Annotated in this window: 23 protein-coding genes; 14 read left to right on the top strand and 9 right to left on the bottom strand. The window is 65.6% G+C overall.

What is annotated here, in order from left to right; genetic code table 11:
• Window positions 1-9: 9 nt before the first annotated feature.
• Complete coding sequence (locus QQS38_RS07655; protein WP_479644990.1) at window positions 10-966, bottom strand: ABC transporter ATP-binding protein; 957 nt, start codon at window positions 964-966, stop codon at window positions 10-12.
• Window positions 885-2,012, bottom strand: coding sequence for an MlaE family ABC transporter permease (locus QQS38_RS07650; protein ID WP_479644772.1), 1,128 nt, complete (start codon window positions 2,010-2,012; stop codon window positions 885-887). The genes QQS38_RS07655 and QQS38_RS07650 overlap by 82 nt, the downstream gene beginning before the upstream one ends.
• A gap of 175 nt (window positions 2,013-2,187) precedes the next feature.
• On the opposite strand from QQS38_RS07650, the gene QQS38_RS07645 reads away from it, so the two are divergent.
• From QQS38_RS07645 to QQS38_RS07635, 3 genes are all read left to right on the top strand, one after another.
• Window positions 2,188-3,111, top strand: a complete 924-nt coding sequence (locus QQS38_RS07645; protein WP_479644771.1) for a biotin--[acetyl-CoA-carboxylase] ligase — start codon at window positions 2,188-2,190, stop codon at window positions 3,109-3,111.
• Entirely contained in the window at window positions 3,108-3,989 is an 882-nt protein-coding gene (locus QQS38_RS07640) for a type III pantothenate kinase (protein WP_479644770.1), read from the top strand. Before QQS38_RS07645 ends, QQS38_RS07640 begins: the two co-directional genes overlap by 4 nt.
• Window positions 3,990-4,058: 69 nt before the next feature.
• Window positions 4,059-4,298: a hypothetical protein gene (locus QQS38_RS07635; RefSeq protein ID WP_479644769.1), complete on the top strand. Its 240-nt coding sequence runs from the start codon at window positions 4,059-4,061 to the stop codon at window positions 4,296-4,298.
• A 73-nt stretch (window positions 4,299-4,371) separates the two neighbouring features.
• Here QQS38_RS07635 and rfaE2 read toward each other — a convergent pair whose 3' ends face one another.
• The 6 genes from rfaE2 to QQS38_RS07605 all read right to left on the bottom strand — a co-directional run bounded on the left by rfaE2 (window position 4,372) and on the right by QQS38_RS07605 (window position 10,373).
• Window positions 4,372-4,875 (bottom strand): D-glycero-beta-D-manno-heptose 1-phosphate adenylyltransferase, encoded by a 504-nt coding sequence (gene rfaE2, locus QQS38_RS07630; protein ID WP_479644768.1) that lies wholly within the window; start codon window positions 4,873-4,875, stop codon window positions 4,372-4,374.
• A 7-nt stretch (window positions 4,876-4,882) separates the two neighbouring features.
• Window positions 4,883-5,758 carry a ferritin family protein gene (locus tag QQS38_RS07625; RefSeq protein ID WP_479644767.1) on the bottom strand — a complete coding sequence of 292 codons (876 nt, stop codon included), beginning with the start codon at window positions 5,756-5,758 and terminating at the stop codon, window positions 4,883-4,885.
• 383 nt (window positions 5,759-6,141) lie between these two features.
• Window positions 6,142-7,395 carry a patatin-like phospholipase family protein gene (locus QQS38_RS07620; RefSeq protein WP_479644766.1) on the bottom strand — a complete coding sequence of 418 codons (1,254 nt, stop codon included), beginning with the start codon at window positions 7,393-7,395 and terminating at the stop codon, window positions 6,142-6,144.
• A 112-nt stretch (window positions 7,396-7,507) separates the two neighbouring features.
• On the bottom strand, window positions 7,508-8,329 hold the full coding sequence (locus QQS38_RS07615) for a PhaM family polyhydroxyalkanoate granule multifunctional regulatory protein (RefSeq protein ID WP_479644765.1): 822 nt from the start codon (window positions 8,327-8,329) through the stop codon (window positions 7,508-7,510).
• Window positions 8,330-8,393: 64 nt separating this feature from the next.
• On the bottom strand, window positions 8,394-9,242 hold the full coding sequence (locus QQS38_RS07610) for an enoyl-CoA hydratase/isomerase family protein (RefSeq protein ID WP_479644764.1): 849 nt from the start codon (window positions 9,240-9,242) through the stop codon (window positions 8,394-8,396).
• Window positions 9,243-9,383: 141 nt separating this feature from the next.
• Window positions 9,384-10,373 (bottom strand): fumarylacetoacetate hydrolase family protein, encoded by a 990-nt coding sequence (locus tag QQS38_RS07605; RefSeq protein ID WP_479644763.1) that lies wholly within the window; start codon window positions 10,371-10,373, stop codon window positions 9,384-9,386.
• Between the two features lie 188 nt (window positions 10,374-10,561).
• On the opposite strand from QQS38_RS07605, the gene QQS38_RS07600 reads away from it, so the two are divergent.
• The 5 genes from QQS38_RS07600 to metH all read left to right on the top strand — a co-directional run bounded on the left by QQS38_RS07600 (window position 10,562) and on the right by metH (window position 17,374).
• Window positions 10,562-11,443, top strand: a complete 882-nt coding sequence (locus tag QQS38_RS07600) for an IclR family transcriptional regulator (protein WP_479644762.1) — start codon at window positions 10,562-10,564, stop codon at window positions 11,441-11,443.
• A gap of 173 nt (window positions 11,444-11,616) precedes the next feature.
• Window positions 11,617-12,804 carry a DUF3108 domain-containing protein gene (locus tag QQS38_RS07595; protein WP_479644761.1) on the top strand — a complete coding sequence of 396 codons (1,188 nt, stop codon included), beginning with the start codon at window positions 11,617-11,619 and terminating at the stop codon, window positions 12,802-12,804.
• 271 nt (window positions 12,805-13,075) lie between these two features.
• The gene (locus QQS38_RS07590) at window positions 13,076-13,333 is read left to right on the top strand and encodes a BTH_I0359 family protein (protein WP_325341690.1); all 258 of its coding nucleotides are present in this window, start codon (window positions 13,076-13,078) and stop codon (window positions 13,331-13,333) included.
• A 180-nt stretch (window positions 13,334-13,513) separates the two neighbouring features.
• Window positions 13,514-14,599 (top strand): homocysteine S-methyltransferase family protein, encoded by a 1,086-nt coding sequence (locus tag QQS38_RS07585; protein WP_479644760.1) that lies wholly within the window; start codon window positions 13,514-13,516, stop codon window positions 14,597-14,599.
• A 57-nt stretch (window positions 14,600-14,656) separates the two neighbouring features.
• A complete protein-coding gene (gene metH, locus QQS38_RS07580; RefSeq protein ID WP_479644759.1) occupies window positions 14,657-17,374 on the top strand; it encodes a methionine synthase in 2,718 nt (905 codons plus the stop codon).
• Between the two features lie 229 nt (window positions 17,375-17,603).
• Here the strand turns inward: metH and QQS38_RS07575 are convergent, their stop codons facing one another.
• Window positions 17,604-17,930 carry a DUF1840 domain-containing protein gene (locus tag QQS38_RS07575; RefSeq protein ID WP_479644758.1) on the bottom strand — a complete coding sequence of 109 codons (327 nt, stop codon included), beginning with the start codon at window positions 17,928-17,930 and terminating at the stop codon, window positions 17,604-17,606.
• Window positions 17,931-18,201: 271 nt separating this feature from the next.
• On the opposite strand from QQS38_RS07575, the gene argS reads away from it, so the two are divergent.
• From argS to QQS38_RS07545, 6 genes are all read left to right on the top strand, one after another.
• The gene (gene argS / locus QQS38_RS07570; RefSeq protein WP_479644757.1) at window positions 18,202-19,977 is read left to right on the top strand and encodes an arginine--tRNA ligase; all 1,776 of its coding nucleotides are present in this window, start codon (window positions 18,202-18,204) and stop codon (window positions 19,975-19,977) included.
• A gap of 117 nt (window positions 19,978-20,094) precedes the next feature.
• Window positions 20,095-20,883, top strand: a complete 789-nt coding sequence (locus tag QQS38_RS07565; protein WP_479644756.1) for an SPOR domain-containing protein — start codon at window positions 20,095-20,097, stop codon at window positions 20,881-20,883.
• A 136-nt stretch (window positions 20,884-21,019) separates the two neighbouring features.
• Window positions 21,020-21,667, top strand: a complete 648-nt coding sequence (locus QQS38_RS07560) for a thiol:disulfide interchange protein DsbA/DsbL (protein WP_479644755.1) — start codon at window positions 21,020-21,022, stop codon at window positions 21,665-21,667.
• Window positions 21,668-21,683: 16 nt separating this feature from the next.
• Window positions 21,684-22,454: an SDR family oxidoreductase gene (locus QQS38_RS07555; protein WP_479644754.1), complete on the top strand. Its 771-nt coding sequence runs from the start codon at window positions 21,684-21,686 to the stop codon at window positions 22,452-22,454.
• A gap of 55 nt (window positions 22,455-22,509) precedes the next feature.
• Window positions 22,510-23,331, top strand: coding sequence for a helical backbone metal receptor (locus QQS38_RS07550; RefSeq protein ID WP_479644753.1), 822 nt, complete (start codon window positions 22,510-22,512; stop codon window positions 23,329-23,331).
• A 123-nt stretch (window positions 23,332-23,454) separates the two neighbouring features.
• Entirely contained in the window at window positions 23,455-25,038 is a 1,584-nt protein-coding gene (locus QQS38_RS07545) for an ABC transporter substrate-binding protein (protein ID WP_479644752.1), read from the top strand.
• The last annotated feature ends 75 nt before the right edge of the window (window positions 25,039-25,113 follow it).

Here is a 25,113-nt window from a genome sequence, read left to right as displayed (position 1 = left end):
TTCATCGCGTCATATCTGCACTTCGGCCGACGCCGACTCGAGCGCGGCCGGCGGTAGCTTGGCGCGGCGCTCCGGCGGCAGCGCCTGCAGCGCGCGCCGCCCGCGCCTGCCGAGGAAAAATTCGCGAATGAACGGATGGTCCACCGCAGCCGCCTCCTCGATCGGCGCGGCCACGAGCACGCGTCGATCGGCGATCACCGCCACCCGCGTCGACAGCGAAGTCATCGTGTCCAAATCGTGCGTGACCATCACCACCGTCAGGCCGAGCGCGCGATGGAGCGTGGCGATCAATTCGACGAAATCTTCGGAAGCCTGCGGGTCCAGCCCCGCCGTCGGTTCGTCCAGAAACAGCAGCTCGGGCTCGAGCGCAAGCGCGCGCGCGATGCCGACGCGCTTGATCATGCCGCCCGAAAGCGCGGCAGGCATTTGCGATGCATGCTTGCACGGCAGCCCCACCATTTCGAGCTTGAGCATGACGATGTCTTGCAACAACGGCGGCGGCACGCGGCCGAGCTCGCGGATCGGCTGAGCGATGTTGTCGAAGACCGACATCGACGAAAACAGCGCCCCGTGCTGAAACAACATGCCCACGCGGCTGCGCATGATGCGCGCCGTTTGCTCGTCGATCGTCGACATATCGCGGCCGAACACTGCGACCGTGCCCGAAGTAGGCGCTTCCAAACCGAGTATCTGCCGCACGAGCGTCGTTTTGCCCGAGCCCGATCCCCCGACGATCGAGACGATTTCGCCGCGCCGCACGTCGAAGTTCAAGTGCTCGTGCACGAGCACGCTGCCATAGCGTTTGCTCAAGTCGCGCACGTCGATCACCTGCTCGGCGATCGCCGGCGGCGGACGGTTGCGCACGGCGGCGGAGAGCGGCGCGGTCATAGGCCGACGTTCTGAAACAGCACGGCGAAGATCGCATCGGCGAGGATGACGACCGTGATCGAGGAAACGACCGCCGATGTCGTACCGACGCCGAGGCTTTGCGAGTTCGGCTTGATGCGAAAGCCGAAATGGCAGGCGACGAGCGCGATCAGCATGCCGAACACCACGCCCTTGCCGAGCCCGATCCACAGATTGGCGATCGGCACGACGCTCGGCAGGGCGCGCGCGAAGTAAGCGATGTCGATGCCGAGCACGACTTGCGCCGCGAGCGCGCCGCCGGCCAGAGCGACGATATTGGTCCACATGACGAGTAGCGGCATCGCGACCGATAGTGCGATGACCCGCGGCAGCACGAGCCGCAGCCCGTGCGGGATGCCCATGACGAGCATCGCATCGAGTTCTTCGGTCACGCGCATGACCCCGATCTGCGCCGTGATGGCCGAACCCGAGCGCCCCGCAACGAGGATGGCCGAGAGCACCGGACCGAGCTCGCGGATCACGGCGAGCCCCAGGATGTTGACGATGTATTGGTTTGCGCCGAACAGCCGTAGCTGCTGCGCCGACAAGTAACTGAGGACGATGCCGATCAAGAACGCAACCAGCGCCGTGATCGGCAGCGCCTTTGCGCCCGCGTTGTACACGTTCGCCGAAATCTCCGTCCAAGGCGCGCGTGCCGGGCGGCGCAGCACCGTCAGCAGGTCGAGCACGAACCGGCCGAACATCGCCAAGCCGCCATAGGCGTGGCGGCCGAAACCGAGAACCGAAGCACCCAGCGCGGTGACGACATCGATACGCTCGACGGGCGCAGGAGCCTCGCGCTGCGACTCGAGTAAAGCGATGCGCGCGAAAATGTCGCGCTGAGTGTCGGTGAGCGTGACTTGCGCGGGCAGTTTTCGGCCCCACACGCGCCACAGCGCCTGCCCCCCGACGTGATCCATCCGTTCCACGGCCGACAAGTCCCACTGCGCCGGCGCGCTGCGCGCCAAAGCCGCCAAGCGCGAGGTCGCACCCGCGCGAGCCCGGTCGCGGGCGAGCGCAAGCGCGGTCCACTGGCCGGACAGCGTGACGAGCGGACCCCGGCTGTCGGTGTCGATCTGCAATCCGGGCGGGGTGTCGAAGTCCAAGGAAGACGTTTCCTGACGTTGAACTGAACTGGGGCCATTGCATTGTAGCGGGCCACGCGCCCACTCCGATGCGCGACTTCCCACGGCCCGTGCGAAAGCGCGAATCTCGCGCGCCCGAGCAGACGCGCCGTGCGCTTGGCGACCCGGCGCGCTCGGCCTTCACTACAATACAGCCATGACCGATACCCCTCTTTCTCCCCCCAACCCGGGCGCCGCGACCGACAGCCGAACCGACGACTGGCGCATCGATCGCGAGCGAGCTCGCGCCGGCGCAGCCGGTGCGATCGCGGCCGACGCGCTCGAGATCGTCGACGAGACGGCCTCGACCAATAGCGACCTCATGGCGCGCATGAAGGCATTGCCGCGCGAGCGCGCGGCTTGGGGCGTGCACGCCGTGCGCGCCGCATACCGGCAAACGGCGGGACGCGGGAGGCAGGGCCGCAGTTGGCGGACAACCCCCGGACACGCGCTGACGTTTTCGCTTGCCTGCGTATTGCCGCGGCCGCTCGCGGGGCTCGCCGGCCTCAGTTTGGCAACGGGCGTCGCCGTGGTCGAAAGCCTTGCACGCCTGGCTCCCGCCGAAGCCAAGCGGTTCGCGCTCAAATGGCCGAACGACGTGCTGCTCGATGGCGGCAAGCTCGCGGGCATCCTGATCGAGACGGCTTGGAGCACGGATAGGGCCAGCGCGGTCGTCATCGGCGTCGGCATCAACGTGCGCCGCGACGAAGCGCTCGAAGCCGAACTCGACGCCGCGGCGGCGAAAGTTCCGGCCCAAACGCGCGCCACCCAACCGGCCGCGCTTTCGCAGGCGCTACCGAACGCGAATCTGACCGATACGCTGGCCGTCGTCGTCAAAGCGCTGACCGACATGATCGAGCACTTCGGCACTCGAGGGTTCGCCGCGTTCGTCGACCGCTGGAACATCCGGCACGCGTACGCGAATCGCGAGGTCGTGCTGCTCGATAAAGGCGTCGAATTGGCCCGCGGCATCGCCACGGGCGTCGACGGTTCGGGGCAACTGCTGCTGTCGACCGACACCGGCGTGCAAGCGATCGCAACCGGCGATGTCTCGCTGCGGCTTGCGACGGACGCACCATGAGCGGCGGTGCGCCGTTCCTGTTGATCGACGCCGGCAATAGCCGGGTCAAATGGGCGCTCGCCCGCCCGAGCGGCGCCGTCCTCCATAGCGGTGTGTTCGCGCACGGCCCGCGAGGCGAAGACGGCGAGCGGCACGGCGGCGCCGAGCACGAGCATCCTGAGGCGCGCATGCAAGCGGCCGCTGCGCCCGATTCGAAGGCGGCAGCAGCCGAGTGGGCCGCCCTGCCCCGGCCGAGCGCGGTGTGGATTTCCAACGTCGCGGGCGAAACCGTCGCACAGCGCCTACATGCGCTATTGGATGCGCAGTGGCCGGGCGTGCCGCGCACGTTCGTGCGCGCGTGCGCGCGCCAATGCGGCGTGATCAACGGATACGGCGCCCCCGAACGACTCGGCAGCGACCGTTGGGCTGGACTCATCGGCGCCCATGCGGCGTTCCCGGGCGAGCCGCTCTTGATCGCCACGCTCGGCACCGCGACGACGCTCGAAGCGCTCACCGCGGACGGCCGCTTCGTCGGGGGTATGATCGCGCCGGGGTGGTCGCTGATGATGCGCTCGCTGGGCGAGCATACGGCGCAATTGCCGACGCTCGCGGCCGAGTCGGTGCGCACGCTCGTGGGTGACGCGCTGGCGCAGCACTGGTTCGCCGCCGACACGCGCCATGCGATGACGGCCGGCTCGCTATTGGCCCAAGCCGGACTGATCGAACGCGGCTGGCGCGAACTGTGTCGCGCGTGGCGGCAAGACGTTCGCTTGGTCGTGGGCGGCGGCGCGGCTCACGAGGTGGCCGCCGCGCTCGACGTGCCGCATACGCGCCACGATACGCTCGTGCTCTCCGGGCTTGCGTTGATCGCCGCAGAAGACAGTGCGCGGCGGGGTTGAGCGGGATGTGAAAAGAAGTGCCTCAGAAGTACACCCGAACCGGTAGGTGCCGACATTGGAGACACGACGATGTTGCGTTGGCTAATCGCTATTCTGTTTCTCGCCAATTTGGTCGCTTTCGCCTTGGCCAGCGGCATGCTCGGTCCACTGCCGGCGTCGGGGCCGCGCGAGCCCCATCATCTCGAACGTCAAGTCCATCCCGAGTGGCTGAAGGCCCGCCCGATCTCGGAGGCCGACGCGGCGGAACAGCCTGTTATAGGCGGCCCTAACCCAATGCCCGCAATCGCAGCCGCACCGCTGGGCCGATAATGGAAACGGAAACGGATAGCGGCGCCGTTGCGCCCCGCTTCGGCTTGCCATGCGCGGCTCGCCCGGGGGCCGGCTAGGCGCGCCCCGCCTGCGAGCGCACCTTTTCGAGCAGCGCGGTGGTCGAGCGCTGATGCTCGAATGCAATGGCAAGCGCGCGCCCGCCCCAGCCGCGAACGAGGGCGGATTCGGGCAGCGCGTCCATGTCGTAATCGCCCCCTTTGACGAGAACGTCCGGGCGCAGCGCGCGAATCAACTCGACGGGGGTGCGCTCCTCGAACCGCACGACCCAGTCGACGCTCTCCAGCGCCGCCAGCAAAGCCATGCGATCGTCCTCGCGATTGATCGGCCGATCGTCCCCCTTGCCTAGCTCGCGCACCGATGCGTCGCTGTTGACCCCGACGATCAAGCAAGCGCCGAGCGCCTTCGCGCGCGCGAGGTAAGTCACGTGCCCGCGATGGAGGATATCGAAGACGCCGTTCGTGAAAACGACCGGCGCGGCCAGCGCATCGCGCCGCGCGGCAAGCGCCTCGCGCGTGACGATCTTGCGCTCGAACGAGACGGGACCCGAAGCGGCCATGCGCGAATCAGGCCGGCTGATGCTGCTCGGCCGCCGCCGGCGGCTGCAAGCGCGCCGAGACTTCCTTGCGATAGCGGTTCAATTCTTGGGCCGTCGTGAACGTGCGCCCGAACAGCAGCGACAGGTTGTGCAAAATGCGCTCGACGACCTTCTTCTCCCAACCGTCGTCGAAACGGATTTGCTCGTCGAGCCAGCGCTCGAGCCATTCCGGATCGGGTAGCCGCGATTGAATCGTGTCGCGCGGGAACAGATCGCGGTTCACGTGCAGGTTGGTGGGGTGCAGCGGCTTTTCGGTCCGGCGCGCCGACGCCATCAGCACGCCGATTTTCGCGAACGCCGCGCGCGCGACGTCGCCGCAGTTCGTCATGGCCTTCTTCATGTAGCGCAAATAAGCGCCGCCATGACGCGCTTCGTCGCGCGAAATGGTTTCGTAGATGTGCTTGATCACGGGTTCGGTGTGCCATTCGGCGGCACGGCGATACCAATGGTTCAGGCGGATCTCGCCGCAGAAATGCAGCATCAGCGTCTCGAGCGGCGGCGCAGGATCGAATTCGAAGCGCACCGCGTGCAACTCGGCTTCCGTGGGCACCATCTCCGGCTTGAAGCGGCGCAGGTATTCCATCAAGACCAGCGAATGCTTTTGCTCCTCGAAGAACCAAACGCTCATGAACGCCGAAAAATCGCTGTCGTGATGGTTGTCGCGCAGGAACATCTCCGTGGCGGGCAGCGCCGACCATTCGGTGATGGCGTTCATTTTGATCGTCGTCGCCTGCTCGTCCGTCAGCAGCGACGCGTCGAATTTGTCCCAGGGGATGTCCTTCTCCATATCCCATCGGACCGATTCGAGCGATTTGTAAAGTTCCGGATAAAGCATGGTGTTCATAGGTCCCGCCCCTGGTCTGCCCATTGCAACTCGTATGACTATTGCCGCGCACGTAGGTGTCGCACCCGCCCGCGCGGCGAAAACCGGCCATCTTACGCGGCGATCGCGACCGTTTATTGATCGAACGCAAGGCCGCCCGTGCGGCGACGCCTTCGCATGACAGGCACCGGCTGGCGCGAAGCGCCTTGACGATGATCGAACACGGCGCCGCGCTGCGCGCCGCTTTCGGTGTCCGGCGGACGGCGGCGCAACGACCTGCCGCGATCATGGTTTTTCGCTATTCGCCCACGGATCGAAATCTTTGGAATGATAGCATGCGCGGCTTACGCCGCCGGCCGCGCAAGGCCCGCCGACGCGCCGCAACAACGCTTTGGCAGCCACGCTCAGCCATCGTCGTTCGTCGGGTCGATATCGGTCTGGGCCTCGGTCTCGTGTCCGCGGACCCCTCCCGCCGTGCCGAGCGCCATGCCTGCCTCGCCCCCTTCGAGCAGCGCGCCGATCCACTCGGCCAGCCGCCCGCGTTGGGCCAGCGCATCGCGAAAACCGAGCTCGATCAGTTCGGCGGCGAACTCGGCCTCGAAGAGCAAGTAGCTCGCAAACGACGCGCCCGCCGCACGATTGCCGCCGACGGCGCCGAGCAGTCCTCGCACGGTGACCGGTAACCGCTTGAGGTGGCGCGCCGCGAGGATTTCGATCCGTTCGCTCGGCGCGATCGCCAGCACCTCGACGTGACGCCATGCGCTCTCGGGCTCGACGTGGTGCGGCAGGTAGGAAATCATGCGGTTGATGTTATCGATGCGTTCGATATCGGCGCCGATCGAATCGAGGAAGACACTGGCGAGCACCTGCTGCCCGATCTGGGCCAACGAGGGGTAGCCGCTTTCGATGCCGGCCGCGGCCGGTACTTCGGGCCTGGGGGCCGACGCCCCCAGCACGACGATACGATGCGCCCCGAAGTGGATCGCGGGGCTCAACGGCGCGGTTTGCCGGATCGAACCGTCGCCGAAATATTCCGTGCAGCCGTCCAGCTCGAGCGGCACCGCCGGAAACAAATAGGGGATCGCCGCCGATGCAAGCAGATGCTCCGGCGTGAGCGCCACCATGCGCGCGCCGCGCTGAGCGCGCCGCCACGATTGGATCGGCTCCCCGGCCTGGTAGAACGTCAGATGCCGGCCGCTCGAGTAGCTGAGCGCCGTAACCGACAACGCATGCAGCACGTGCGAATCGAGCATTTCGCCGATGCGCGAAAAATCGAGCGCCTCGTGCAGCAGGGCGGCGAGCGGACTGTTGTCGAACAGCGCCCGCGGCGAGCGCCGCACCGCCCAGCCGAAGCTCATCGCCGCGAGCCAACGCGCGCCGGCCGCGGCCACGCCGCGCCAATCGGTACGATAGACCTGCTCCGCGCGGATGTTCGACCAGAAATCGACGAGCCGGCGTACGCCCAGTTCGAAATCGTCCGCATGGCTCGCGATCGAGGCGGCATTGATCGCACCGGCGGAGGTGCCGCATACGATCGTAAACGGACTCGCTCGCCTGTTGGGCGCCAATTCGTGCGCGATTTCTCGAAGCGCCTTGAGCGCACCGACTTGGTAGGCGGCCCGCGCGCCGCCGCCCATCAAGACCAACGCGAGCTTCACGGTGAGCGATCGGTGGGAAAGAGCATAGCCCCCGCCTCGCAGGTTGCGTGCCGCGGCCGCCACGAACGCGACGAGTGCGCCGCGCGGCAGAGCATGCGCTTACGTGCGCCGCTCATTTCTCCCCGCGCCCCCCGCCGCTACCGGGTCCGGCAGCAGGCGCCGCGCCGCTCTTGCGCGCGGGTGCGCGCTTGACCGCCGGCTTGGCGCTCGCCGCGGAGGCGCCGCCGGCTGCGCTCTTTGTCCCGCGCGCCGCAGCGCCGGGCTTCTTCTTCGCCGCGTCTGCGCTCGTTGCCGCCTCGCTGCCGGCGCCCGCGCCCGGTTGCGTCATGGCGAAAGCGGCGAGTTGGTTGAATTGGGATTGCAGCATGTTCCACCATGGGGAGGGGTCGAAGGCGGGACCGCCCTCGCCGGCCGAGCCGCCCTCGCTTGCCTGCGCCCCCGGCGATTGCGCATCCGGGGATGCAGTCGCGCCCTTGGCCCCCTCGTGGCTCGCATCGGCCCCGCTCGCCGCGGCGCTCCACGGCGATGGGCCGCTCGCGCGCGCAGCGGCCTGGCTCGCGCCCTCGGCCGGCTGCGCCATCGCGTCCTGCGCGAAGGCACCGAAGGCGCGCAGCGTCGCGAGCGTCGCTCGCTGCACTTCGAGCGCCTGAATGGCCGACTGCAGCATGTTCAGGTTGAGCTTGAGCCATTGCTCGACGGCGCGCATATCCGTGATGCGCTTGTCGAGCTCTTCGACGTTCATGAGCGGCGACATCATCTCCGACATGGCCGTGAGCGGCGAAGCGAAGCCTTGCGCCGTGCCCGGCTGCATGCCGGGAAACGCCGCGCCGAACGGTGTCATGCGCATCATGTCCCACATCTTGTCGAGCATTTCGGCGGGCGGGAAACCCGGAAAGCCCGGAAAAGGCGGCTTGCCGCCGGTGGTGTCGGTCATCGAGTGCCCCTTTATTTATTGAGCGATGAAGGTGAGATAGGAGAAGACGCGCCGGCGCGAGGCGTCAGGAGATATCTTCGCCGCCCGGGAACTCGGGCGCGCGCCGCTCGCGCAGCGAACGAATCCCCTCGCGCACGTCCGGGCCCGAGAACCCCATGAATTCGAGCGCGAGCGACGTATCGAAGGTGGGCCCGGCCATGCGCAGCCAATTGTTGAGCGCGTATTTGGTCCAGCGGATGGCGCTTTGCGACCCATGCGCGAGCCGGGACGCCACCTCGAACGCTTTCGGCAGCAATTGAGCTTGATCGACCGCCAGCGAAACGAGCCCGATGCGCTCGGCCTCGGCGCCGCTCACGGCCTCGCACAGCAACAGGTAATACTTCGCCTTGGCCATTCCGCACAAGAGCGGCCAGACGATGGCGGCATGATCGCCGGCCGCCACGCCCAGGCGCGTGTGCCCGTCGATGATGCGCGCATCGTGGGCCGCGATCGAGATGTCGGCCAGCAACCCTGCAACGAGGCCTGCGCCGACCGCCGGGCCGTGCATCGCCGAGACGATCGGCTTGCTGCAATTGATGACGTTGTAGACGAGATCGCGCGCCTCGCGCCAAACGCGCGAGCGCACGTCGAAGCGATCGGCCATCTGCTCGACGAGCCCCAGATCGCCGCCGGCCGAGAAGCCCTTGCCTTCCCCGCGAATCACGGCCACGCGCGTATGCGGATCGCGGTCGATGTCGCGCCAGATGTCGGCGAGCTCGCGATGCATGTGCTCGTCGGCTGCGGCAAGGCCGCTCTTGTTCATGCCCTCGCCGCTCATCACGACTTCGAGCACGCCGTGGGGATGACGCCGCAAACGCAGCGATCGATAGTGGGCGTATGGCGATAGATCGCCGAGATTCGTAGTGTCGGTCATCCGGATCGGCTCGTGTTCGTTCGGAAAAGAAACTTCGAAAATCGAGGATGCTGATGCGCGCCCCGGCGCACGAACGATGCCAGTGTAGGCCCGCGCGCACGGGCGCGCATCGGGCCAAACCCGGCGGCCCCCGCTGAGCGCTTATGCGGCCTCGAGCGGCGCGACCGATTGCTCGATGGCGCCGAAGATCGACTTGCCCGCCTCGTCGAACATTTCGATCTTGACCGTGTCGCCGTACTTCATGAACTCCGTCTGCGGCTCGCCGTTGGCGATCGTTTCCAGACAGCGCTTCTCGGCAATGCAGCAGTAGCCGCGCTTCTCGTCCTTGTTCGATACCGTGCCCGAGCCGACGATCGCGCCCGCACGCAGGTTGCGCGTCTTCGCCGCATGCGCGATCAACTGCCCGAAATGGAACACCATATCGACGCCCGCATCGGGCTGCCCCACCTTCTTGCCGTTCCAATGCACGATCATCGGGCGCTCCACGCGGCCCTCGCGCCAGTGCCCCCCCAATTCGTCGGGCGTCACGGCCACGGGCGAAAACGCCGTGGCCGGCTTGCTTTGAAAGAAGCCGAAGCCCTTGGCGAGTTCGGCCGGAATCAAATTGCGCAGCGACACGTCGTTCACGAGCATGAGCAGGCGCACGGCCTTGAGCGCGGCCTCGGGCGTCGCGCCCATCGGCACGTCGCCGGTCACGACCGCCACTTCGGCTTCGAAGTCGATGCCGAACGCTTCCGATGCGCAGACGATGTCCTCGCGCGGGCCGAGGAAATCGTCGCTGCCGCCTTGGTACATCAGCGGGTCGGTCCAGAACTCCGGCGGCATCTGCGCGCCGCGCGCGCGGCGCACGAGCTCCACATGATTGACGTACGCGGAGCCGTCCGCCCACTGGAAGGCGCGCGGCAGCGGGGCCATGCAGTCTTTCGGCTCGAACGTGAAGGCATGGCGGGCGCGGCCTTGGTTGAGCGCATCGTAAAGCTCGGCCAATTGCGGCGCGTAGAAGGGCCAATCGTCGAGTGCGCGCTGCAAGGTCGGCGCGATCGCGTCTGCGATCGCGGCAGTGCGCAGGTCGCGCGAGACGACGATCAGTTGGCCGTCGCGCGAGCCGTCTTTGAGCGTGGCGAGTTTCATGTGAGAAGATCGGAGCCGTGAGATGACGATGGAGGGAATGTATTTTACGATGGTGAACGCCGTGCGCCCTCCACTCGCGCGCCGCGCCCCAGCCGGCTTCGGCTCGCGGCTCTTGCGTCGCTCTCGCCGGTCCTGTCGTTTGTCGTCGTTATCCGCCTTTTTTGGTCTCTTCTCGGTATCGCTCCGCCATGTCCGCGTCCTCTGCCCGCTCGCCCGACTCACCCGATCCCACGCCCAGCGATCCGCTCGATGCGCAGGATGAAGCCGCAGAAGGCGATGGCGAAGAGAAAGCGCGCTCCGGCATCCAATCGATCGAAGTGGGGTTTCGCTTGCTCGACGTTTTGACGCGGGAGCCGCGCGCGATGATGTTGCGCGATCTGGCAAAGCAGGCGCAAATGAGCCCCGCCAAGGCGCATCGATACCTCGTGAGCTTCTCGCGCCTTGGCGTGGTCGCGCAAGATCCTGTTTCGGGGCGTTACGAGTTGGGCGGTTTCGCGCTGCAAATGGGACTCGCGCGGCTTGCGCGCGTGGACGGCGTCAAGCTCGCGAGGCTCGCCCTCGCGCAGTTGCGCGACCGGCTCGACATCACGGTGGGCATCGCCGTCTGGGGCAATCTCGGGCCGACCGTCGTCCATTGGATGGAGTCGAGCTACCCGGCAAAGGCGTCGCTCAAGCTCGGCGATGTCATGCCGCTGCTCGGATCGGCCACCGGCCTGCTGTTCGCCGCCTATCTGCCTCGGGGCAAGACCCAGCCGATGATCGAGCGCGAACTCGCCGACTCGCGCCGCTCGGCGCATGCGAGCGGGCCGCGCAGCGAGGCCGAACTCGAACGCGCGCTCGATGAAGTGCGCGTGAACGGCGCAGCGCGCGTGGCGGGCATGCTGCTGCCCACGATTCACGCGTTCTGCATGCCCGTGTTCGACGCCGCGGGCGCCCTTGCGTTGGGACTGATCGCGCTCGGCCACGAAGGCGCGTTCGACCTGTCGTGGGATGGCGAGATCGCGGTCGAACTCAAAGCATGCGCGCAGCGCCTGTCGTACGAGCTCGGCTACAGCGAGACCGCGCGCTAACGCCATGGCAACGGTGGGCGCCTGTGGTAGCGGGTGACGCGGGTCGAAGCCGCCGCTGCATCCGCGTCCGGCAGGCTTGGCCATTTGCAGGCATCATCGTCGTTGTCTGTCCTTCATGAAGCAATTTCGTCGCTCGACGCATCGCCCCTTTGGCGACGTTCGAGCTTGCCCCTATGTCGTACATCATGGTTTCCGACGCCGTTCATGCCGATCGCCCTCGTCGCGAGCCCCGCGGGCGCGCGCTGCGGTGGGGCCTCGTGCTGGGGGCGACGATCGCACTGCACGGCGCGGCGCTGCTCTGGTTCGCCGAGCATCGCGATACGTTCGCGCCCGGGGTCGTGAAACCGCCGCTGCAGATCGCGTTGTTGACCGCGCAACCGATCGCTCGCGCTGCGCCCGAACGCAGTGCCGTTGCGGCGCGTGGGCGCAGCGAGCGTAGCGGGGGGCGGCAAGCACCGGTGCTGCACGCGCTCGCGCCCGAGCCGAGCGCGCCGCCCGCCCCCGAAGCGGCGAGCGCGACGGACGCGGACGCAACGACGCGCGCTCGCGTCGCCGGGCCGCACGCAACGAACTCGACGGGCGCCGCCGCCGCGCTCGCCGCTGGCGAAACGAGCGCGGGCGTACGCTTCTCGGTACCGCCGTCGGGCGATCTCCACTACAACACCTTTTACAACGGTGTGGAAAACGCGCCGGGCACGATCCACTGGGCCAGCGAGGGCGACGACTACGACATGGTCGTCTCCGTGCCGCTACCGTTCGTCGGCACGTACACGTACGCGAGCCATGGCCGCATCGACGCCTTCGGCCTTGCGCCCGCGCGCTACACGGAAAAGCGCGGACGCCGCCCCGAGGACGTCACGACGTTCGACCGAACGGCCGGGCGCATCGGCTTCACCCGCACGAGCGCGACGCTGGCGTTGCCAGACGGCGCGCAAGACCGCTTCAGCATGGTGATGCAGCTTGCAAGTCTCGTGCGCGGCGACCCCGCTGCCTACGAGCCCGGCGTCACGCGTGCGTTCTACGTGGCGGACGACGATAGCGGCGAGCTTTGGCCGATCGAAACCATCGGCGACGAATCGGTACGCACTGCAGAGGGATTCGTGCAAGCGCGCCACTTCATGAGACTGCCGCGGCGCGAGGGCGATCGACGCCGCATCGACGTATGGCTTGCACCAATGTTGGGCTGGCTGCCGGTCCGTATCATGCAAACGGAACCCAATGGGTCGCAGTTCGAGTTGGTCTGGCGTGGCCGCCTCGCGCCCCCGGGCGCGGAAAATGCGTCCAACGCAGCGACACCGGATGATTCGTCCGACTCGGGGCCGGCGGGCACGCCGCCGGCACTCGTGCGTGAACAGCCCTAAACCAGCGGCTCGCGCGTGCCGTAATCAAGTGTATCGAGGCACACGGACGATCCTCGATGTTTTCCCTCCCGCGCGAACGTTTTGCATGGGTAAGGTCTAACTTTCATGTGGACGATCAGCTCGGCGATGTATACCGGCGGCAATGTTTGGTTGCAATGTTCCAACCCGGTTTAAGCGTCGTTTAAGACCCAGCCCTTGAAATTCCATGCAACGCGCTCCACGTACTAGGCGGAAAACGGCCAGGAGCCAATCGGAATAAAGGAGTGTCGCCATGCAAATGATCTACAACAGCCCCAACTATTGTGTCGTCGAATTCGCGCCGCAGGCCGGCCATCTCGCGATGAACGCAGGTGGCTACGAAATCGTAGACAAGAACACGCAGCGCGAGATCTTCATCGACGGTGCACTGGCGGCGCAGTTTCGGGAACACGTGCGCAAGCTCATTGAAGAAGAACCCACACTCGACGAAGTCGACGAGTTCCTGGGCCAATTCGATAGCCTGATGACGCAGCCCGTCGTGCTGCACTGACCGAGGAGCCCGCCTGGCGGGCGCAGCGGCACCCCATCGAACCCCGTCCGGCTCGCCGGGCGGGGTTTTTGTTTTGACCGCGAGGGCAAGGACTCCGGCTGGCGTCCGGCGGCCCACCCCGGCAGCCGCTACAATGACGGTTTTCCTCCCTCCCGAAAACGCGCATCGCGCTCGCTCGCTATGAATACGTCCGCTGCCGCTCCCGCGGGCTCGCCCGCCGCCGGATCGCTTCCTTCCGGCATCCATTACACGCGAGGCGCTCGCTTGCCCGAGCTGCTCGCGTCGCGCATCGTGATCCTCGACGGCGCGATGGGTACGATGATCCAACGCTACAAGCTCGACGAAGCGCGCTATCGGGGCGAGCGGTTCAAGGATTTCACGCGCGACGTGAAGGGCAACAACGAATTGCTCTCGCTCACGCAACCGCAAATCATCAGCGAGATCCACGAGCAGTACCTCGCGGCCGGCGCCGACATCATCGAGACCAACACGTTCGGCGCCACCACGGTGGCGCAAGCCGACTACGGCATGGAATCGCTCGCCCGCGAGATGAACCTCGAATCGGCCAAGCTCGCACGCGCGGCCTGCGATAAGTATTCGACGCCCGACAAGCCGCGCTTCGTCGCGGGCGCGATCGGGCCGACGCCGAAAACAGCCAGCATTTCGCCCGACGTCAACGATCCGGGTGCGCGCAACGTCACGTTCGACGAACTGCGCGCGGCCTACTATGAACAAGCGCAAGCGCTGCTCGAAGGCGGCGCGGACGTGTTCCTCGTCGAAACGATCTTCGATACGCTCAATGCCAAAGCGGCGCTGTTCGCGCTCGACGAACTGTTCGAGAACACCGGCGAGGTGCTGCCCGTGATGATTTCCGGGACGGTGACGGACGCATCGGGACGCATTCTGTCGGGGCAGACGGTCGAGGCCTTCTGGAATTCGCTGCGCCACGCGAAGCCGCTTACGTTCGGGCTGAACTGCGCCTTGGGCGCGGCGCTGATGCGCCCGTATATCGCCGAGCTCGCGAAGCTTTGCGACACCTACGTGTCGTGCTATCCGAACGCGGGGCTGCCCAATCCGATGAGCGACACGGGCTTCGACGAAACGCCGGAGGATACGTCGCGCCAGCTCGAAGAGTTCGCGCAAGCCGGGCTCGTGAATCTGGCCGGCGGCTGCTGCGGCACGACGCCCGAGCATATCGCGGCGATCGCAAAAGCCTTGAGCGGCGTGAAGCCGCGCGCGTGGTCGCACTACCGCGACGCGGCTTGAGGCTGGCGATCGCCCGCCGTCTCTTCGCACCTCACCCTGCTTTCATCGAAGATCACCATGACAGAACACATGTTGCGCCTTGCGGGCCTCGAGCCGTTTAACGTCGGTGCGGGCTCGCTCTTCATCAACGTCGGCGAGCGCACGAACGTCACGGGCTCCAAGGCGTTCGCGCGCATGATTCTGAACGGCCAGTTCGACGAAGCGCTCGCCGTCGCGCGCCAGCAAGTCGAAAACGGCGCCCAGATCATCGACATCAACATGGACGAGGCGATGCTCGATTCGAAAGCGGCCATGGTGCGCTTTCTGAATCTCATCGCCTCCGAGCCCGACATTGCTCGCGTGCCGATCATGATCGACTCGTCCAAGTGGGAGGTGATCGAGGCCGGACTCAAATGCGTGCAGGGCAAGGCGATCGTCAATTCGATCTCGATGAAGGAAGGCGAAGAGGCGTTCCGCCATCACGCCCGGCTGATTCGCCGCTACGGCGCCGCGGCGGTCGTCATGGCGTTCGACGAAACGGGCCAAGCCGATACCTTCGAGCGCAAAACGCAGATCTGCCAGCGCTCGTATCGGATCCTCGTCGACGAAGTGGGCTTCGAGCCCGAAGACATCATTTTCGACCCGAACATCTTCGCGGTCGCCACGGGCATCGAGGAACACAACAACTACGCCGTCGATTTCATCAACGCCACGCGCTGGATCAAGCAACACCTGCCGTATGCGAAGGTGAGCGGCGGCGTCTCGAACGTCTCGTTCTCGTTCCGCGGCAACGATCCGGTGCGCGAAGCGATCCATACGGTGTTCCTCTGTCACGCGATTCAAGCGGGCATGGACATGGGCATCGTCAACGCGGGGCAGCTCGGCGTCTACGCCGATCTCGATCCCGAATTGCGCGAGCGCGTCGAGGATGTCATCCTCAACCGCCGCGACGACGCCACCGACCGTTTGCTCGAAATCGCCGACAAGTTCAAGACCGGCGCCGCGAAGAAGGAGGAAAACCTCGAGTGGCGCAATCAGCCGGTCGAGGCTCGGCTCGCCCATGCGCTCGTGCACGGCATCACGAACTTCATCGTCGAAGATACGGAAGAGGCCCGCGCGAAGATCGCCGCGGCGGGCGGGCGGCCGATCAACGTGATCGAGGGGCCGCTCATGGACGGCATGAACGTCGTGGGCGATTTGTTCGGCCAGGGCAAGATGTTCCTGCCGCAAGTGGTCAAATCGGCGCGCGTCATGAAGCAGGCCGTCGCGCATCTGATTCCGTTCATCGAAGAAGAAAAGAAACGACTGGCCGAAGCGGGCGGCGACGTGCGGGCCAAGGGCAAGATCGTAATCGCCACCGTCAAGGGCGACGTTCACGACATCGGCAAGAACATCGTGTCGGTCGTGCTCCAGTGCAACAACTTCGAAGTCGTCAACATGGGCGTGATGGTCCCGTGCAACGAGATCCTCGCCAAAGCGAAGGTCGAAGGCGCGGACATCGTGGGGCTCTCCGGCCTGATCACGCCAAGCCTCGAAGAGATGGCCTACGTCGCGTCGGAAATGCAGCGCGACGAGTACTTCCGCATCAAGAAGATTCCGCTGCTCATCGGCGGCGCGACTACCTCGCGCGTGCATACGGCAGTGAAAATCGCGCCGAACTACGAGGGGCCGGTCGTCTACGTGCCCGATGCCTCGCGCTCGGTTTCGGTGGCCTCGAGCCTGCTGTCGGACGAAGGGGCGGCCAAGTACCTCGACGAGTTGAAAGCCGACTACGATCGCATCCGGCAGCAACACGCCAACAAGAAGGCGCAGCCGATGGTGACGCTCGCTGCCGCGCGCGCGAACAAGGCCAAGATCGATTGGGCGGCATACCACCCGGTCAAGCCCGCCTTCGTCGGCCGGCGCGTGTTCAAGAACTACGATCTGAACGAGTTGGCGCACTACATCGACTGGGGGCCGTTCTTCCAAACTTGGGATTTGGCCGGCCCCTACCCGGCCATATTGAACGACGAGATAGTCGGCGAATCGGCGCGGCGCGTGTTCTCCGACGCGAAATCGATGCTCGCGCGGCTGATCCAGGGCCGTTGGCTGACGGCGAACGGCGTGATCGCGCTGCTTCCCGCAAATACCGTCGGCGACGACGACATCGAAATCTACACCGACGAATCGCGCACGCAGGTGGCGCTGACCTGGCACAACCTGCGCCAGCAAAGCGTGCGGCCGGTGGTGGACGGCGTGATGCGGCCAAATCGCTCGCTGGCCGATTTCATCGCGCCTAAGGACTCGGGCGTGGCCGATTACATCGGCATGTTCGCCGTTACGGCCGGTATCGGCGTCGATGTCAAGGAAAAGCAGTTCCTGGCCGACCTCGACGACTACAGCGCGATCATGCTCAAGGCGCTGGCCGATCGTCTTGCCGAAGCCTTCGCCGAAGCCTTGCACGCCCGCGTGCGGCGAGAGACCTGGGGCTACGCGGCAAGCGAGACGCTCGATAACGAGGCCCTGATCTCGGAGCAGTACGTCGGCATTCGGCCCGCCCCCGGTTATCCCGCTTGCCCGGACCACCTCGTCAAGCGCGACCTATTCGCCGCGCTCAAGGCCGACGAAATCGGCATGACCGTCACGGAATCGCTTGCCATGCTGCCTGCCGCGAGCGTGTCGGGCTTTTACATCGCCCATCCCGAGAGCCGCTATTTCTCGGTGGGCAAGATCGGGCGCGATCAAGTAGAAGATTTCGCACGCCGCAATGCGCTGAGCCTGCCCGAAGCGGAGCGGGCGCTCGCACCGCTGCTGTAAGCGTCGGCGGCAAGGCAGTGAACCAGGTATTTTGGAAGATGTTCGCGGCCGCCTGGCGCTCGTGGCCCGGGCGCACCCCATAAAGGAAAACCCGGCGTACGCGCTCACCGCTCACGTATGCCGGGCTTCGATGCGATCGACCGCGTTCGATCCTACGAAAGCGGCCAAGCAGCCGCGCCGCCGTTCGGCGCGGCGCGAGCTTAAGCGAGCTGGGCGCTCTCCGGGCGCTTCACACGCCCCAGAGGACGTCGGCGTTTTCGCGGTGCGCCGCCCGCAGCATGTCGAGGAACGGGAAAGCGCGCTGCGCGAGGCCGATCGGCAGCTCGTGGTGCTCGTGCCCCTCTTCGCCTTCGTGGAAATGCCCCTCGTGCTCGGCGATTTCCTGCTTGTCGGTCACGATCGCAGCCTCGAGCTTCGAGATGGCCGCGGGCAATTCGGCATGGGTGATCACGCCGCGCGCGCCCAACTGCTTGCCGACGATCCCAACGAGGTACTGGGCCAGATTTTCGAGCATAACGACTTCCGGCGCCGCACGACACTTGAATGTAATCAACATGATGGACCCATTTCGTTCTGTTTACTTGCGCCTGACGGCGCCCGGCCGCATCGATTGCCGCGCGCACTCGGCGCGCCTAGGAGCATGCGAGCCGAGCCACGCTTGCCAGGCGCCTCATTGAGACATATTAGCACCTGCTAAAATCCGCCTAGACTCAAACGCGCACCTTTGCGGCCCGCGCCCGTCATCGCCGCGGGCGCTGCCTTCCCGCCTCGCGCCAACCATCCGCGTCCGCCCGGCGGACTGCCACTGCCGAACCGATCGAAACAGCATGCTGCCTGCACACAAACAAAGTCTCGAAGCCTTGCTCGCCGCCAGCGTCAAGCAAGTTGTCACCGAAGCAAACGGCGATGCCGCCGCGGCGCCCGCCATCGCCCTCGAGCGCCCGAAGGCGGCCGCGCATGGTGACGTGGCCTGCAACGTCGCCATGCAGTTGGCCAAACCGCTGCAGAAGAACCCCCGCGAGCTCGCTCAACGCATCGTCGATGCGCTGCTCGCGCAACCGGCCGCGAAGGACTTGATCGAGACGGCCGAGATCGCCGGCCCCGGGTTCATCAACGTGCGCCTGACGCCGCAAGCGAAGCAGGCCGTCGTCGCCGCCGTGATCGCCGAAGGCGCCGCATTCGGCCGCTCCGCCCATGCGGCGGGCAAACGCGTCTTGGTCGAGTTCGTTTCCGCCAATCCCACCGGCCCGCTGCACCTGGGCCACGGCCGGCAAGCCGCGCTCGGCGACGCGCTCGCGAACGTGCTCGCGAGCCAAGGCTACGACGTGCATCGCGAGTTCTATTACAACGACGCGGGCGTGCAGATCCAGAACCTGGCGATTTCCACCCAAGCACGCGCGAAGGGTTTGAAGCCGGGCGACACCGGCTGGCCCGAGGCCGCTTACAACGGCGAATACATCGCCGACATCGCGCACGACTACATGACCGGCGAGACGGTCGCGGCCAAAGACGGCGAGCCCGTCAAGGGCAAAGGCGACATCGACGATCTGGACGCCATCCGCAAATTCGCCGTCGCCTATCTGCGCCACGAGCAGGATATGGATTTGCAAGCGTTCGGCGTGAAGTTCGACCGCTATTACCTCGAATCGTCGCTCTATACGGAAGGCCGCGTCGCCAAGACGGTCGAGGCTCTGATCGCCACGGGCAAGACGTTCGAGCAAGAGGGTGCGCTTTGGCTGCGCACGACCGAATACGGCGACGACAAAGACCGCGTGATGCGCAAGTCCGACGGCACCTATACGTATTTCGTGCCCGACGTCGCCTATCACGTCACGAAGTGGGAACGCGGCTTCTCGAAGGTCATCAACGTGCAGGGCTCCGATCACCACGGCACCATCGCGCGCGTGCGCGCGGGGCTGCAGGCGCTCGGCGTGGGCATCCCCGCGGGCTACCCCGACTACGTGCTGCACAAGATGGTCACCGTCATGCGCGACGGCCAGGAAGTGAAGATTTCCAAGCGCGCAGGCAGCTACGTGACCGTGCGCGATCTGATCGAATGGTCGGGCGGCGCGCAGCCGGGGCAAGAGGCCGCACCGGATCTGCTCGACGAAGCGACGATCCAGCGCGGCCGCGACGCCGTGCGCTTCTTCTTGATTTCGCGCAAGGCCGACACCGAGTTCGTCTTCGACGTCGATCTCGCGCTCAAGCAGAACGACGAGAACCCCGTCTACTACGTGCAGTACGCGCACGCGCGCATCTGCTCCATTCTCGCCGAATGGAAAACGCGCTTCGGCGGCGACGAAGCCGCCTTCCCGCGGATCGACGTGTCGGCGCTCACGAGCGTGCGCGCAATGGCGCTCATGCACAAGCTCGCCGAGTACCCCGACATGCTCACGCACGCGGCCTCCGAGCTGGCGCCGCACGCGATCGCGTTCTACCTGCGCGAACTCGCGAGCGAATTCCACTCGTTCTACAATGCCGAGCGCGTGCTCGTCGATGTCCAAGCCGAGCGCGACGCGCGCATCGCCCTCTTGGCGGCCACACGGCAAGTGCTCGCCAACGGTCTCGCAATGATCGGCGTTTCGGCGCCAGCCAAGATGTAACGTTGCGCACGTTCGCGGCGCGGGTCCACGCGCCGTCGCTATAATCGATGCCGCGCGCCGCGCGGCATTCGCTTGGCGTGCGCCGCCCCCGTGTTTCTTTCGCAGGTGATTCAGATAATGGCAAAACCGAGCCGCACTTCGCCACGCAATACATCCAAGCACTCGAAGCAAAGCGGGGGAACATTCCTCGGCGTCGTGCTGGGCTTGATCGTCGGCCTCGCGATCGCCGTCGTCGTCGCGCTCTACATCACGCGCGCGCCCACGCCGTTCGTAGCGAAGGTCGCGCCGAATGGGGCGTCCGAGGCGGGAACGGTCGAGCAGCAGTTCGACCCGAATCGCGCGCTGCAAGGCAAGACCCCGGGCCAACCCGTGCCGCAGGCCGCCCAGCAAACGCCTGCCTCGCCCAATACCGCGCCGGGGCAATCGTCGGTGCAGCCGCAAGCGCCGGGTTTGCTGCAAGAGCCGCAAATCGTCGAGGTACCGCCCTCGGGCGCGTCGAGCGCGGTAGGCAGCGCGCCTGCGCAACAGCAGCAGCAACAACAGGCGCAGGGCCAGCCGAACTCGGCGGCTCAGCAGAAGAAACCGCCTCAAGTGGCGAATGTGCCCCCGGCGGCGGCAGGAAGCGCGCCGCATGCGAACAACGGCGCACCGGCGGCGGCCGATGCCAACACGGGCTATTTCCTGCAAGTCGGCGCGTATAAAACCGCCGCCGACGCGGAGCAGCAGCGTGCGCGGCTGGCCTTCCAGGGCTTCGAATCGAAGGTGTCGCAGCGCGATGCGGGCGGCGTGACGTACTATCGCGTCCGCATCGGGCCGTTCTCGAAGTTCGAGGACATGAATTCCACGCGTCAGCGTCTGTCCGATGCCGGCATCGATACCGCTGTGATTCGCTTCGCCAAGCAGTGACGCCAATGCAGTTGCGCGCCGTGCATTACTGAACCATATGCCCACGGCGCGAGTCTGAACGGGCAGTGTGTCGATGCGCGCACGCGCGCCGCGGCGCGTCCAGTAGGTGCTTCATATTCACGTACCTGAACCCAACATGAAAAAACTGATCCGCACGCTGTTGTTCTCCGTCAGTCTGGCCGTCGCCGGCGTCGGCCTTGCGCATGCGTCGCCCACCGCCCCTGTCGCCGGCAAGGACTATACGGTCCTGAAGACGCCGCAGCCCGTCGACGTCCCGGCCGGCAAGATCGAAGTGATCGAGTTCATGTGGTACGGCTGCCCGCACTGCAACGAGTTCGACCCGTATCTGGAGAAGTGGGTCAAGGCGCTGCCGCCGGATGTGGTCTTCAAGCGGGTGCCCGTTGCCTTTCGCGACGATTTCATTCCGCATTCGAAGCTCCTTCACGCGCTCGATGCGATGGGTCTCGTGCAGCAGTTGACGCCCGAGATCTTCCATGAAATCCACGTCAACAAGAACTATCTCTTGACGCCGGAAGATCAAGCCAAATTCCTGGCGACGAAGGGCGTCGACTCGAAGAAATTCTTGGCCGCTTATAACTCGTTCTCGACGCAATCGTCGTTGAACCGCGACAAGCAAATGATCCAAGACTACAAGATCGACGGCGTGCCCACGATTGCCGTGCAAGGCAAGTACGAAACGGGTCCCGCGGCCACCGACAGTCTGCCGGGCACCATCCAAGTGCTCGATTACCTCGTCTCGCAGGTTCGCGCGAAGAAGATGTAAGCGGCTGCGCGCCGGCATGACTTCATCGTTGAAGGTTTTCATTACCGGCGCCTCTAGCGGCATCGGCCTCGCGCTTGCCGCCGAATATGCGCGGCAGGGCGCAACGCTCGGGCTGGTCGCGCGCCGCTTCGACGCACTGTCCGAGTTCGCTCGGCGTTTTCCTCATCTATCGATTTCGATCTACGCGGCCGACGTGCGCGACGAGGCGGCGCTGGCCGATGCGGCAGCGCAATTCATCGGCGCACACGGCTTGCCGGATGTCGTCATCGCCAATGCGGGGATCAGCAAGGGCGTTGCCACCGGCCACGGCGACCTCGCGGCGTTTCGCGAAGTCATGGACGTGAACTGCTTCGGCATGGCTGCGACCTTCGAACCGTTCGCGAAGGCGATGAGCGAGGCGCGACGCGGCACATTGGTGGGCATCGCGAGCGTGGCCGGCGTGCGCGGCTTACCGGGTTCCGGGGCGTACAGCGCCTCGAAGGCGGCGGCGCTCGCGTACTTGGAATCGCTGCGGGTCGAAATGCGTCCGTTCGGTGTGGCTGTCGTCACGATCGCGCCGGGGTATGTCGGCACGCCGATGACGGCGCACAACCCCTACCCGATGCCGTTTTTGATGGATGCGGATCGCTTCGCCCTCAAGGCTGCGGGCGCGATCGCTCGGAAACGGCGATTTTCCGTCATTCCTTGGCCGATGCGGATCGTCGCGATGTTGCTTCGGTGCTTGCCGCGCTGGATGTACGATCGAATCTTTGAGAAGGCGCCGCGTAAGCCGCGGGCGGTGGGGTAGAGACCCGGCCGACCGGAGGGGCCATACCCGGCGTCCCCTAAAGCAAGCCATCCCGATGAGCCGAATCGATGCAGCTGGAGTCGAACATCCGCGCGCAAGCAACAACGCCCGCATCGTCTCCCTTGTCCCCAGCATCACCGAACTCTTGTTCGCATTGGGGCTAGGCGAGCGCATCGTGGGCCGCACAGGGTTTTGCGTGCATCCCCGCGAAGCCGTGCGCGCCGTTCCCAAGGTGGGCGGCACCAAGGCGGTCAAACTCGATGCCGTGCGCGCACTCGCGCCGACACACGCCATCGTCAATATCGACGAAAACGAAAAGCCCACGATCGATGCGCTCGCCGAGTTCGTCCCGCACGTCATCGTCACGCACCCCCTCACAGCGCACGATAACCTGTCGCTCTACACCCTTCTCGGCGCGATTTTCGACCGAGAACAGGCAGCGCAAAGCTTGGGCGAGGCGCTGTCGTCACGGCTGCGCGCCGTCGCACACGAGCGCTGGCCCGAGCGGCACGTGCTCTACGTCATCTGGCGTGATCCTTGGATGACGATCGCGCGCGATACCTACATTTCGTCGATGCTGCGCCTCGTCAACTGGCACACTTGGCCCGACGTCGAAGGCGGCTTTACCGGCGGCAACCGCTACCCCACGTTCGACTTCGACGACCCAGCGTTGGCCGGCGTCGAGCGCATCCTGCTTTCATCCGAGCCCTACCGCTTCACCACGAAGCATCGTGACGGCCTCGCCGCCGATGCACGGCTCGCAGGCAAGACCGTGCAACTCATCGACGGTGAATTGACCTCGTGGTACGGCTCGCGCGCAATCGAGGGCGTCGATTACTTACGCGGACTAGCTGGAGCGGCAACGCGCGGCGATTAGCAACACCCCATATCCATATAAGGGACCTATCGTTGTCGACACCGCGCGCTTGGGCTAAGCTCATTGGCTCGACCGAGTCGCATCTTCCTGTTCCGGCCGTCCCTCGACCCACTTGGAGTTTCCATGCGCGTCAAACTGCTCGCCGCCACGCTCGCCGTCTTGCCCGCCCTCGCGCTCGCCAAGCCGCTCACCGTTTGCACCGAGGCGGGCCCCGACGGCTTCGATGTCGTTCAATTCAATTCGCTCGTCACGACGAACGCCTCGGCCGATGTGATTTTCAACACACTCGTCGACTACGACGAAGCGACCAAAAAAGTCGTGCCGTCGTTGGCGCAAAAGTGGGAGGTGAGCCCCGACGGTCTCTCCTACACGTTCCATCTGCGTCCGAACGTGGCGTTCCAGAGCACCGATTATTTCAAGCCGACGCGGCCGCTCGATGCCGACGACGTCGTGTTCACCTTCGACCGCATGCTCGACGCGAGCAACCCTTGGCACAAGATCGCAGGCCCCAACGGCTTCCCGCACGCGCAGTCGATGGGGCTCGTGAAGCTGGTGAAAGCGGTCAAGAAACTCGACGAGAGCACGGTGCAATTCGATCTGAACGAGCCGAACGCCACCTTTCTGCCCATGCTGACGATGGGCTTCGCCTCGATCTATTCGGCCCAGTATGCCGACCAGTTGCTCAAGGCCGGCACGCAAACCGATCTGAACGCCAAGCCCATCGGCACCGGCCCCTTCGTCCTGAAGAGCTACACGAAGGACGCCGTGATTCGCTACGACGCCAATCCCACCTACTGGGGACCCAAGCCGAAGGTCGATCGGCTCATCTATGCGATCACGCCCGATCCCTCGGTCCGCATGCAAAAGGTCAAGGCCAACGAATGCCAAATCGCGCTGTCGCCCAAGCCGAGCGATGTCGCGCAAGCGAAGGAAAACAAATCGCTCGCGCTCGTGCAGACCCCAGCATTCATGACGGCATTCGTCGCCCTGAACACGCAACACAAGCCGCTCGACGACGAGCGCGTGCGCCAAGCCATCAACATGGCGTTCGATCGCGCCAACTATCTGAAGGTCGTCTTCGAGAATACGGCGGCGCCGGCGGTCAATCCGTATCCGTCCAACACGTGGAGCTACGACAAAGCGATCGCCGCCTACCCCTACGATCCGGCCAAAGCCAAAGCGCTGCTCGCGCAAGCCGGCTATCCGAACGGCTTCTCGACGACGATTTGGGTGCGCCCGCAAGGCAGCGTGCTCAATCCGAAGCCCAAAGCCGGCGCGGAGTTGCTGCAAGCGGACCTAGCCAAGATCGGCGTGAAGGCCGAGGTCAAAATCATCGAATGGGGCGAGCTCATCAAACAAGCCAAGCAAGGCGAGCACGACATGCTGTTCATGGGCTGGGCCGGCGACAACGGCGATCCCGACAACTACCTCACGCCGCTGTTCAGTTGCAATGGCGTCAAATCGGGCATCAACTTCGCCCGCTATTGCGACGACAAGCTCGACAAGCTGATCGCAGAAGCCAGATCGAAGACGGATCAAGCGGCGCGCGCCACGGACTACGAAGCCGCGCAGAAGATCATCCACGATCAAGCGCTTTGGATCCCGCTCGGCTACCCCACGGCGAGCGCCATCACCCGCAGCACCGTCGCGGGCTACAAGGTCAGCGCGTTCGGCCGGCAAAACTTCGGGGCGGTCTCCGTGCAATGACGCGGTGCGCACCGCGCCCGCGACGAACGGCGGCCCGTTGACGCTTGTCACACGGCCGCCGTACCCTAGCGCAGG

The sequence above is a fragment of the Trinickia sp. Z7 genome, from assembly GCF_056498045.1.
The sequence above is the reverse complement of the archived record's forward strand: the minus strand, read 5'-3'. Positions and strand labels throughout refer to the sequence as shown.